Consider the following 13,049-nt stretch of genomic DNA (forward strand, 5'->3'; position numbering starts at 1 on the left):
TGGCTTATGAAAGCGTATTGTACATCATATAATGCTAGCAGAAATGCATTACAGTGACGACTGCCAAAGATGTATTGATGAGTATCAATTCGGGCTTCACTGCTACTTTCTGTGGCACTTTTATTACAAGTGTAGTGATTGACAGGTTAGCTGTAACCAACAGTAGCCCTCAGCGCTTACGCTTATTCTAATCAGATTATTATCTATGTTTACTATCATTCAGTCACATCGTACCGAAAATCTCGTTGACCAACTACTGGTGCAATATCAGTCAAAGAGTCAGAACATTTTTGAACCTTTTATTGTTATTGTACCGTCAATGGTATTGGGCGACTGGTTGGATAAAACCATTGCTAGCCGTGCTGGCATCAGTACATTGGTGCGTACCAAATTTTGGGGTCAGTATCAGTGGACACTCATGCAGGATGTGCTAACTCGCCATAATGCTTATTTGTTAGAGGTTAATCCTGAAGCAGCAACCTTGAATGTACCTGAAGTTGCCGTGCTGTCGCCAACGGTGATGCAGTGGCGCCTGTTCGGCTACCTAACTTACTATCAAGCGTTGATTGTCAATGATGACACGCATCCTGTGAACCCATTGTTGGCATCTTTGATTGACGAGCCGCAAGAAGGGGTCAAGCAAGATAAGGCGCAACAAGACGCGCGCATTTGGCAGCTGGCAAGTGACTTGGCAAGGGTGTTTAACCGTTACTTGACTCATCGTGAGGATTGGCTGGCGCTATGGTCGGATAACAAGCCACTTGATGTAGACAAGCTAATCGCAGATAAAGATGCGTTGTCCCTACGTTTTGATCAGTATGCACGCGGTACGCCTGAGTGGCTAGTGGCGCACTATGTAGAGTTAGAGATTGCGCAGCGCTTTTTGTGGTCGCATTTATTTGCGGATGTACATCAGCACCGTGTGGCCATTGAGAATACTTTTTGGTCAGCCTTAGAAGATAACAAAGCAAATGAACGTGAGCAGTTGCCCAAAGTATTGCGTATTTTTACTATTCAGCAATTGCCACAGACTGAGCTTGATTTTTTGCAGCGCTTGTCGAAATATATGGACATCACGTTACTACACTACAATCCCTCAAAGTTATTTTGGGCAGATATTGTTGATAAAGCGTGGCTACAGCGTCAGCAGATTATTAATCCCCAAAGCGTGTTTTTACGTGATTACGGGCACAGTTTACTGTCGCGTTTAGGCAAACAGTCTCGTGATACTTTTGCTATGTTGGCCAATTTGTCAGGTAATGAGCAATACCAAGAGGCGCTGGTGGAGTGGCAAGATAACTTTAGTGATAGGTTTGATGATGAAACTGGTAGCGTCATCGATGGCAGTGCCAATAACAGTGATGACGATGATAGGTTGCAAGCAGCAGAAAACGGCCCAAGTTTATTGCGCCGTTTGCAAAACGATGTGTTGATGCTTGATGAGCAATCAACACAACAAGCGACAGCGGCAAAAGTCTCAGAGGCCGTCAGCAACCAAATAGCATTGGATTTTGAGCAAGAAACGTCATGGTACGACGATGAGGTACTAGAGAATAAGCGCTTTGAAAAAGACCGTTTTTGGGCTATCTCTTCTCAAGATAATAGCCTAAGCATTCATTCTTGTCATAATTTACAGCGCCAACTTGAAGTACTGCGCATTATGATTGGACGCTGGCTCAATGAGCCCATTAAAGCTGGTGAGAAAAAGCGCCATATATCAGACATTGTGGTGTTGCTACCTGATGTTGAGCGTCATCATGCGCTAATTAGCTCTATTTTCGTCAATGGTAGGGGACAAGATGGCCTGACCTTGCCTGCGAAGGTGACTGGTGTTGTCGATGCTGATATTCGCCAGTTATGGGAAGCGATTATTGGTTTCTATAAGCTGCTTGGCAGTCATAGCGCTCGTTTTGAAGCGGCTGAGGTGTTGGACTGGCTGATGCTGCCACCCTTATTTGAGAGTTTTGGGTTGACCCATGAGCAAATGAGCCGTGGTTGTGATTTGTTGGTGGAAGCTGGATTTATCCGCGGGTTTGACGAGCTGCATCTAAAGCAGACCCTAGACGTCAATGACTATGATTATCGCTTTAGCTTCGCACAAGCGTTAGACAGACTGACTTTGGGATTAATCATGCCAGAGGCGGGTCTGAGTGATTGTTTATACCCTTTGCATGAAGATGAATGGCCAAGTACGGCTGTACCTGAGATGAGCTTACCACTCGCGCAAGTGAGTCTAAATGACGCCATGATTGTAGAAGCGCTTTGCCGTATTTATACTGGCTTGGTGGCAAGGCGTGATGACCATACACAAAAAATGAAAGCGGAAGATTGGCTAGATCAGATTGAGACCCAAGTTATCCATCGATACTTTGGCGATGTCGATCAAACGCGTACGATGCGCGCTATCTATAATGCGATGAATGGCTTTAAATCGAGCTTACGTGCCAATCGTCATTATAGACAGTATTCTAGTGGTGATAGCAGTAGGGTAGAGGTGGAGCAAAGGCTGGCAGGGGTCGAGCAATTACCGCTCAAGCTGAGCTTTATGCTAGACAGTATCGAAGCTGAGCTTGAAAGCCAGCAAGTCAGTGCTGAGCCGACTGGTGTAATTACTTTTGGTCGATTTGGTGCACTACGGAACGTCCCTTTTGAGCTGGTGGTCATGCTTAATATGGATCTCTCTGAGTTTCCTGGGCGCGACCGAGACAACCGATATGATTTGATGAAAGCGACCAATTCACGGCGCGGTGATAGAGTCAGCGAGGATGATGATAATGGGGCGTTTTTGGATGCGCTACTATGTGCGCGTAGTGCATGCTGGATATTCTACAATGGTCAAAGCTTGACTGACACTCACGAGCATCTACCAGCGAATCCTGTGAGTGAGCTGCTACAGTTCTTACAAGGTGAGGTGCAGTGGCAGGTCAACTCGCTTGATACTTTGCCTGAAAGTATTGATTCAACGGCAGAAAGCCTTAAGCGTTATTTACCAAAGCTCATAAAGCAATGGCTGGTTACTGAGCATCCAGCACTACCTTTTCACAAGAGCTTGTTTGAAGCAGATATTGAAGAGGCTTCTGAGCAAAAGACTAACACGTCTAATACCAATATTGATCCAAGCAATACGTCTGATGATGTTAGCGATAGTAACCTTGATACTGCTGTAGCCGATGAGCTAGATAGGTTGCTAAATAAAGCCATGCGCAAAACCAAGCTGGCTCAGAAAAAACAATTTCCTCCAGCGCCGCTATGGCAGGCTGTGTTTGAGACACTACAGAAAAGAAGATCTAGCGAGCATCCACAACTGATTGGCTTACCCACAAAAACACAGTACGAAGCCATTGCTCAAATGCTGGGTCATCGCTTGGGTGGACTGGGGAACGTAAATCATCAAATCGTGTCTACATTAGCCAATATGCTGGGACTTGATACTTCTACTGCTGCTAATGATATGAGTGATAGGACTCAGGTGCTCACCCGAATGGTGCGTGATACCGTATTTAATATTGGCGAGATAGATATTGAGGGTATGCTGGTGTATCAAGTGCGCCATCCTGCCAAAGCGTTTTTACGGTCTCAAAAAGTGCATGTGGTACAAGGTGAGGAAGCGATGGCGCATCAAGAGCCTTTGTTTTTGGATCACCTGACAACTTATCAGATTAAAGATCATTTGATTAAAGGGCTGGCCGCCGATAAGCGTACTGACAATACGGTCCAGCAAGATAGCTCAACGTTGATGTATCAAAAAATTATACCAGCAGGGGTAGCGCGCCAAACCACGTTACCCAATCAACAACAACAATTACAGCAGCAGTGCCTAGAGTTTGAAGAGCAGTTGATCACTAATGGTTTCGGTGAGCGTGTTATGCCTAATGCAGGTAGAACAGAGGACATGCCAGATTTGCAGTTACTTACCCCCACCATAGAAAAACCCGTTGAATTGTCAGATTTGGCGGCTGTGCTCAGTCATGTGAATAACGACGCAAACAGCCAGATAGATACAGACGCATGGCTTAAAATTCTGCCAAAATCTATCAAAATAAAAGGCCTAGTGCCGCTGTTAACGCCAATGCTATCACCCACATCAGTACTATTAGATACCCATAATAAAAATGCTCATATTCAGGCAGGCATGACCTATGCCGAGCAATCACCTAAGCAATGGTTAAATATACTGCCTAATTCTGCCAGTCCAAAACATCTCCTTAAGTTTTGGTTGTCCCATCTATACTGGCAAGTAGCCAGATGCACCACGGCTGAGCAAGTGGCAGCAAATGATGGCGTGAGTATCTGGCGCTTTAATAAATCCAGCTCAAAAGTAGATGCCTACAAAAATGTCATCGCATTTAAACTAAGCCCAATCGTCTATGAAGATGCGGTACTGGAACTAATAAAGTGGGCGATTTTTGGCAATCTATCGGGTCAAACCCCCATCACATTACTGCCTGAGTATGCGCTCAATTATCTGGCTAAGTGCTCAAAATCGCAAGCAGATGATAATGAAAATAGCTGTTATTGGCCAAAACGAGCAGACTTCTCAGATTGGTTAAGACCTAATTATAACTCAGACACGGTATACGATACTTGCTCTCAGCATGCCATCTGGCAATATGTACTGCGTGACCAAGATGCCTTTAGAGCCTTATCAGCAGCGTTGACCACCTTGGCGCAACCACTGTATAGGCCGATGTTTATCGCATTAGATGGGTTAGACAATTAGCTATAGCAGTTGTTTTTAGTTTTCTTTTTATCCTCTAGATTTTATAGATAATAATTAAAAGTATGCGCTTATATGACAGATTTTACTGACACAACCGACATTATCGAACCTACTGTACAACCAAATTTATCTGACGATCATCCAGATGTTTCGGGTGACTCAGGGGCTATAGTTGAGGAAAAAGAAGAAATAACACCGGCGGTTGCGGTTGCATTAACGGGAAGGTATCTTATCGAAGCCTCAGCAGGTACAGGCAAAACGTGGACGCTGACAGGCATTGTGTTGCGTCTCCTGATTGAAGCGCGACGTGCGCCAGAGCAAATCATTGCCACCACCTTTACTCGAGCCGCCGCCGCCGAAATGCGTCAGCGCATCCACGACCGTCTGGTAGAGTTCTATCAGCTATTACAATGGGTCAATAATCTGAGTGCAGATACCAATAATAAAGACAACTTATATCCCAACCTATTGCAGGTACTGCCTGATAGTGGCGATAACAAGAATAACAAGGATAAGCCAACAAGCAACGACTCAAGTAACGAATCAAATGCTAAAACAGAGACTGATGAGTTTAATCAAGATATTGACCATGACCATAAACATGCTCAGCAGGTGGCTCGAGAAAAGCGCGCGCAAGTCAAAAAATATCGTGAAAAATGGTTGATAGAGCAAGCCAAACATGCACGCTTAGATACCATCATGCAAGATCCTGTGAACCTACACTTGGTCGGTTATTTGCTCGATCATGTGTATAGCTATCCGATGGCAGAGGCGATTCGGCGCACCGCATTAGTATTAACCACGTTGGATAAGCTGTTTGTCGGGACACTTGATAGCTTGGCGCAAAAGTGGTTGACCGAGTACAGTAGCGAGACGGGTCATCAGCAAGGTATGGCAATCATTGAAGACAGCAGTATCGAGCAGATCACCGATAGTATCATTCACGATGAGCTGCGTCAGTTTCAAAGCCGTTTGTATCATGAGCAGCCCAAACTGTATGCGCTTATGGATCAGCAAGGTAAGCTGACTGCAGTAGGGGATCATAAAAACTTTGTTTCTCGCTCGCTGAATTTTATTTCTGCGCCGATTGATGAGATTGTGATGAGTGACTTTTCACTCGAGGGTTACGAGCGGCTTATAAATACTATTATTGAACGCCGCGATGAGCTTGATATTTTCTTCAAACCTGACGGCGAGTATTATGAAGTTCCAAAAGGACAGCTGCAAAACAATAGAGATTCGTGGCCTAAAATTATTCAAGCATTAGAAGATTTTGGTCCAGCTGCTTATAGGTTTATATCAGACTCGAAAAATTATACGGGAAAGTTGATTGAAGCTTTTCAGAAGACTGATGATATAGGAAAGCAATTCTATAAGCCAAAGGATGGTGAAAGAGTTAATTTAATATTTAACGAGCTGCAAGTCGTTCGTGATTTTAAACGATACATCGAACAAAGCAAAAAGTTGGATGAATACATAATCACTGTCCTAGCCAACCTTAACCGCCATATCGTGCTTGCGGTACGCAATAGACTGCCAGTGATTTTAGAGGAGCGAGGGGAGACCACCTTTAGTCTGCAAATGGTACGCTTAAACCAAGCACTAACGGGTCGGCAAGGCGATAAGCTAGCACGTTATATACGTCACCATTACCCCATTGCATTAATTGATGAGTCGCAAGATATCAATGGCGAGCAGGCCATTATGATCGAGAGCATTTATTTGCCAAAGCGTAAACGCAAACAGTCGGATAATGACAAGCAATCCACCACCAAAAAATCCAGCCATGAGTTTTTGCTACTGGTTGGTGATCCGAAGCAGGCGATCTATGGGTTCCGTGGCGGTGACGTGACCAACTATAATTATATGAAAGGGCAGTTTGACAAAAGTACCATTTGGACGCTCAATACCAACCGTCGCTCAAATGCAGGGGTGATTCATGCACTAAACTGCTGGTTTGGTATGCCGACAGCAACGACTGCTGAAAACAAGCTGGCACAGTTGGGCAGTGATATTTATTACCAGCATACGAGAGCTAGGAAAGAAAAAGAAGGTGAGGAAGCCAAGAGCAAACTATCTTGGTTTAGAGATTCAGACGCAAAAGATAGTAGCTTGGTGACAGACGTGCTCTCTGCTCAGCCAGTGAGTGTATTGCACCTGCCTAATGGTAAAGATGGTGAGCTTGATTATGATGAGTATGAAATCACCGCTCGTCATATTGCTAGCTTGCTCAGCAGTGGTCAAACATTAAACGATCAGCCGATTCAGCCCAGTGATATCGGGGTGCTGGCACGAACCAAAAAAGATTTAAAGCAGGTTGAGGATGAGCTGGTCAAACTGGGCGTACCAACCTTGACTACCAGTGATGTCAGTATCTTCGAGACGATTATGGCAGAAGATATCGCAGCGCTACTTAGTGCCATGCTATACCCGTATCGTCATGACATGATTAATCGGGTTTTGACCAGCCATCTATATGGCCTAAGTATTAAAGATATCAAAGCGATGATGACGGATCATGAATCAGGTGTGGCTGAGAGTGACGATAGACTTAATAGTATCAACTCAAATAATAGCGATGTTCAAAATAGAGAACATAAAAAGAGCTATCAAGATTTTATTACTTATCTAAAAGAAGGTGCACAGCGTTGGCAGCATTTTGGTGTTTTGTCGGCGCTACACTATTTATTGGATAAAAGCCCCATACAGTCACAAGGCGTTTGGCAAGCACTGGCCGCTCATCCAGAAGGTGATCGACATATCGTGGATTTACGTCATGTGATGGACGTGTTGGCGCAGTATGGCCTAAGTATGGGTGAGCATGAGCTATTAGCTTGGTTTAGACAGCACATAGAGGCTGCTCCCAATAGTGATTGGGCGAAGCAATATCCGCTACCCACAGAGTCTGGCGTGCAGCTCATGACCATTCATAAATCAAAAGGGCTTGAGTTTCCGATAGTCTATGTACTGGGTATGGGAGATGCCAGTAGGAAATCAGGTAATAATGAGAAGTATGGTCTATATTTATATAACGTCCAGAAAGCGCCTTCAGCGTTAGTGCAGCAATCAGCAGAGGATCAATTTATAGGTAATCAGCGCCGCTTCTCACCATTGCAAGGCTCTGCTACGGTAGAGGACTATTATACTGATATCGAAACAAAAGAAGGCTTTGATGAGCTGCGCCGACTTGGTTATGTGGCATTTACGCGGGCTAGCGAACAACTTTATGTGGTGTTGCGAGACCCTAATGACACAAGAGATATGAAGCGCAAACCAGTATTTTATTGGTTTGACTCTCCAGAATCAAAGTTTGAATTACCTGATAGGCTAAAAGGCACGATAGGTATGCTTAGAGGGCATAATATTAATGAGTTCTACAATAGCAATTATGCTAAGACAGTAACGTCAACAGATACCAAACTTACCATAGAGCCCACGACACAAGTGATTGAGTACGTTCCTTTTTCTGATGTTATGAAAACGAGTTATTTTTATGGTTGGGCTAAGACCAGCTTTACGGCATTGGCTCGTCAGCTAGACGAATCAACGCAAGCAATGGCTGTTGTAGATGAGCGTATTGATGATGCGATAGATATTGATATGGCAGACGCTGCAATGTCGTTAGAACCTTATCCTAATAGTAGCCTTGATAGTAATACGTCTCTCGAAAAAATTGATGAGATAAGTCTCAAGTCAGAAGAGGATATTCGCTTTACCTTTATAAAAGGTGCTAATGCAGGTACGTTTTTACATGAGATATTTGAAAAAATCGATTTCACTAATAAATCCCAGTGGTCTGGGGTGATCGATAGAGCGGTAAGTAGTTATCAATTACCGCTGGTGTACAGCAGTGCTGAACATCAAAGCCGTAGAGCACAAGGCAACCGAGAAGAGAGTTCTGTCTCATTTAACGCTGATGCAATAGACACAACGAAGCATGAGGCATTGATTACTTGGGTTGAAGAAGTGTTGCGTACTCCGCTATTGGCCTCCAATCAACCCTTATATGCTTTGGATACAAATCAGCGATTTGCCGAATTAGAATTCAATATGGGATTGTCAGAGCGCTTTAAAGCAGAAGATATCAGTCAGTTATTTCAACAGTATCTACCTGATGAGACAGACAAACATGTCAATCTTGTGCCGCAAAATAGAACGCACTTGTATCGTTACTTACGTGGTGAGATTGATTTGGTTTATGAGTATGCTGGCAAGTACTATGTGGTCGATTATAAGAGTAATTTTTTAGGAAATAGCCTAAGCGATTACAATGAAAATACACTTAAAAAAATCATGTCCAAAGCAGGGTATTGGCTACAGGCAGCAATTTACCAAGTAGCATTGCATCGATTCCTTTCGATGAGAATTGCTGATTATGTAGGCAATGAGTCTAGGTATTTAGGGGCGGTAGAATATGTCTTTCTAAGAGGGGTATACAGCCCCGACGCTCAAGCAACTGCTACCGTATCACAAGAGGCTATTAAAACGAGCGAATCACCACATAACGGCCGTTATGGACTCGTGACGTGGGATATACCAATCGAATTTATCAAAGGTTTAGATACGCTATTTGGTGTACCTGATTAGTAAGCTTATATAGCGAATATTATTAATCAAAGATTCTAAAAAGATCAAACAAATCAAAACAGAGATAAATATATCATGAGCAATAATAATAAAAACAGTGCAGTAATTGGATGGCAAGAAAGCTGGGCCAGTAATATCAGTGATTATATTTTGCTACGCCGTGAGCAAACGCGTATAGCGTACGACGCAACGTATGCAAAAGCGAATAATGAGAGCAAACAAGCCGATAAGAAAGAAGACGATTATTTATTTAACGCATTGTTCATGATGTTAGCGACGCATTTGGAAGAGGGCCATACCGTACTGACCATTGAGTCCTCTGAGAATGAAGAGGTATTGCAAGGTGAAATCAATAATGAGTCGGTCACATTATACACTTGGCAGCAAAAGTTATTAGAGATGCTAGCAATGCCAATCTTTGCGCTCATAGATACCAAATCAAATACTCAACCAGAAGATCAATCTACCGCCGAAACGTCGATATTTACATTGCTAAGCACATTATTTGATAAGCGGAATCAGCTATGGACACAGTTGGCGCTGAGTAATCATGAAAAGGACATGCTAACCAAGCGTTTTGATACAATTGCCAAGGTATTTCAGCTACTAAAAAATACCGATTTTAATTTTTTCATGAATCTAGTTAATAAGCATGCTTTGTTTGCTGAGGTTAAGGCTAACACTAATAATAACAATAAAGAAAATAGCCTAAGCAATAATAACCAACCTATCATTTACGACATAACTAACAGCCAAAATTCAAAAGAATCTATTACTTTTTGGCTACATCGCGCATGGCAGGCCGAATTTAATTTGGCAAAAAATATTAACAATATCTTGAATCAAAAAGTAAAGCCTTTACCAATAACAATACCTGAAAGTCTTCACGAAAATCAAATAAAAGCAATTAATGTCGCTAATAACAACGCGTTTAGTATCATTACCGGTGGTCCAGGGACAGGTAAAACATACACCGTTGCTCAGTTAGTTATTGCACTGCAACAAGCGACAGAGAGTGGAGGGGAGGGTTCTGAAAATATTAGATTTAGTACGGATAGTGCGAGTCTAGCACTAGCGGCGCCTACTGGTAAGGCTGCACAGCGTATGCAGGAGTCATTACAGGCTGCTTTGGATACAGCGGGCATTGATTTGCAGCTGCAAGAAGCCAAAACCATTCACCGTTTGCTAGGTATTGGGCTGACGGGCAGACCTCGTTACAATGCCGATAATCCACTTGGCGAAGATATTATCATTGTTGATGAAGCGTCGATGCTAGGGGTTGAGTTGGCTAATTACTTGGTGAGTGCAGTGAAACCAGGCGCAAGGCTCATACTGTTAGGTGATGCTAACCAGTTGGCAGCAGTCGATGCAGGGGCGGTATTGGCGGATTTATGCCGCATACCATTGCTACAATCCATTCATGCAGAGCTGACTGAGAGTCGCCGATTTGGCGCGGACTCAGGTATTGGCAAGCTGGCTATCCAAATCAATAGAGCAGAGACAAATCTTCAAACTATTTGGCAATTATTAAGGCAAGACGATGCCTTGAGTTTCCAATACGTTAATACGTTGCAAGTAGACTCTGTACCAAGCAATCAGATAAAAAATAGCCTAAGCAATAAAAAAAATATCTCAAAGATCTCCCAAAATTATCAACCATATATGAAAAGAGTTAAAAATTTGCCAAGAAATCCAGTAGAAAAATCTATGCCAGAATCAATAAAAAGCACTATTGCATCATTGATGGAAATATTTAGTGAGTTCAGAGTATTAACCGCTGGTCACAATGGTGAGTGGGGCGATCATTACATTAATAATTATCTCACCCAATGGCATCTCACTGAACTAAAGCTCCCGCTGGGTCAAAACGCATGGTTCCACGGTCGCCCTATTATGATTTTGCAGAATAACTATGAATTGGGGTTATTTAATGGTGATATTGGTTTTTGCTTACAGACATCAGATGACAAAAGTCGATTGGAAGTGTTTTTTGAAAATAAGACCCAAGGGATTGCGGTCAATCTACTCAACGAGGAGGTAGTTGCTACTGCGTACGCTATGACGATTCATAAGTCGCAGGGATCTGAATTTGATCATGTCGCAATTACGTTTGATGATAGTCATGCAAGATTATTAAGCAAGGAGCTTATTTATACAGCGGTGACTCGTGCCAAAAAACAAGTGACTATATACAGTACAAAACACGCTTTTGAGAAAGCTGTCCAAACACCGACCGAAAGACATACCGGTTTGTCTCTACAGTTTGAGTACTTATGATTATCATTCTGAGCATAAAAAAAGCATCCAAATTGGATGCTTTTTTTGAACTTAGATATTGTTAGTCACTTAGAGGTAAGACTTAAACCTTATCTTCTTTGATAGCATAGATACCTGGCAGGTGACGCAAGTAACCATGGAAGTCCATACCACAGCCATAGACATAACGATCTGCGACATTAATACCGACGAAATCAACATCAAAATCGGCAACTTTGCGGTCATGCTGCTTGTTTAGCAGCACACAAGACTCGAGAGATAATGGTTTTTCTTTATTTAGCTCTTCGACAACAGCCTTTAGAGTGATGCCTTCATCAAAAATATCATCAATCAACAAGACATGCTCGCCCTCGATACTCACATCAGGCTTGAATTTCCAATCAAGATCGCTAGTACCTTCATTATCACGATAGCGTGTCGCATGGATATAATGCATACGATGATAGAATGTCAGATGCGTCAATAATTGACCAGCTGGAATTAATCCACCGTTCATAACAACCATCACAATTGGGTTCAAACCAGCGTAGTGTAGGTTAAGCTGAGCGGCCAAGCGCTCATAAGCGGCAGCAACTTCAATGCTGCTGATCAGGCACTCTGAGTTACGTAATGTTTTTTCGATTTCTTGATTGCTGATTTGGGTCATCGGGCGCACCTTTGGTGAAAAATGCCAAGTATTTTAACAAGTTTTGGTAAGTTTTCCCAATGTTATATAACCATTTGTCAAAATTTAGCAATTACTCTGGTTTTTCAATGATAAATGGACGGTAATAATTTGCCAAACGATTGAGCGAGTCATTTGGTAGATCAGGTAGTAGCTTGTTAAGCGCCATATTCATTCCTTTATCAATCGCAGATTTGGCAACTGGCACTGATTTGCGTTTGATCATACCTAATTTTAACGTTTCAGCGTAGCGGCTGACGAAGTGGGTTAATGTCGCATCATTCATGGTTTCGAGCGCTGTTTTAAACTTGGCTCTATCTACGTGCTCTGGTGTGATAGCAGCAAAGCCTTCAACGATAGTTCTAGCATCTGCTTCTGACAATTTAAAGCCAATACGTTTTACGCCTTCATTATCAATAAAAGTTGCCTGATCTTTTAGAAAGTGAAAGCTTGGCAGCACTTCTTCGTTACTTTCTTTACCAAGTAAGATATTAAGCAGGGTATCGGTTGAGCGCTCTATCATGGTGACGATTTTACGCATCGCGGCTTGGCGCTCAGGGTTGGGAATAATCTCTACCAAACCGACTAACAAATTGTCCGTTAGATCACGAGCTGTCTGATGAGTGAGCGCGTCTCGGTAAGGGTAATAATCTACTTGCTCATTTGAAGCAACGACTTGTTCGGCCTCGCTGATTAATACTTTTAATTTATCTGAAGGTACGAATCCAAAATAATGTGCCATTGTGCTTCCTTTATTTGTTGTTTTTCATGTCTCACTTGCGTTACATTTGTCGTGAAATC

5 protein-coding genes are annotated in these 13,049 nt (G+C 42.8%); 3 read left to right on the forward strand and 2 right to left on the reverse strand.

Translation table 11 applies throughout. The annotated features are described in order from the left end of the window. Positions 1–205: 205 nt before the first annotated feature. The 3 genes from BTW00_RS08910 (at position 206) to recD (ending at position 11,584) form a co-directional block, all read left to right on the forward strand. The gene (locus BTW00_RS08910) at positions 206–4,720 is read left to right on the forward strand and encodes an exodeoxyribonuclease V subunit gamma (protein ID WP_075107108.1); all 4,515 of its coding nucleotides are present in this window, start codon (positions 206–208) and stop codon (positions 4,718–4,720) included. A gap of 72 nt (positions 4,721–4,792) precedes the next feature. Then, a complete protein-coding gene (locus BTW00_RS08915) occupies positions 4,793–9,307 on the forward strand; it encodes a UvrD-helicase domain-containing protein (RefSeq protein ID WP_075107109.1) in 4,515 nt (1,504 codons plus the stop codon). A 72-nt stretch (positions 9,308–9,379) separates the two neighbouring features. Next, positions 9,380–11,584 carry an exodeoxyribonuclease V subunit alpha gene (gene recD, locus BTW00_RS08920; protein WP_075107110.1) on the forward strand — a complete coding sequence of 735 codons (2,205 nt, stop codon included), beginning with the start codon at positions 9,380–9,382 and terminating at the stop codon, positions 11,582–11,584. Positions 11,585–11,666: 82 nt separating this feature from the next. Here recD and BTW00_RS08925 read toward each other — a convergent pair whose 3' ends face one another. Together BTW00_RS08925 and BTW00_RS08930 are read right to left on the reverse strand one after the other, a co-directional pair. After that, complete coding sequence (locus tag BTW00_RS08925) at positions 11,667–12,230, reverse strand: hypoxanthine-guanine phosphoribosyltransferase (protein ID WP_058024833.1); 564 nt, start codon at positions 12,228–12,230, stop codon at positions 11,667–11,669. 91 nt (positions 12,231–12,321) lie between these two features. Beyond that, a complete protein-coding gene (locus BTW00_RS08930; RefSeq protein WP_058024834.1) occupies positions 12,322–12,990 on the reverse strand; it encodes a hypothetical protein in 669 nt (222 codons plus the stop codon). Positions 12,991–13,049 lie beyond the last annotated feature (59 nt).

Source organism: Psychrobacter sp. C 20.9 (assembly GCF_001921765.1).
Taxonomy (GTDB): Bacteria; Pseudomonadota; Gammaproteobacteria; order Pseudomonadales; family Moraxellaceae; genus Psychrobacter; species Psychrobacter piscatorii_B.

Coding starts and splice junctions, on each gene's coding strand:
- BTW00_RS08910 (WP_075107108.1), top strand. CDS start 206: ATGTTTACTATCATTCAGTCACATCGTACCGAAAATCTCGTTGACCAA.
- BTW00_RS08915 (WP_075107109.1), top strand. CDS start 4,793: ATGACAGATTTTACTGACACAACCGACATTATCGAACCTACTGTACAA.
- BTW00_RS08925 (WP_058024833.1), bottom strand. CDS start 12,230: ATGACCCAAATCAGCAATCAAGAAATCGAAAAAACATTACGTAACTCA.
- BTW00_RS08930 (WP_058024834.1), bottom strand. CDS start 12,990: ATGGCACATTATTTTGGATTCGTACCTTCAGATAAATTAAAAGTATTA.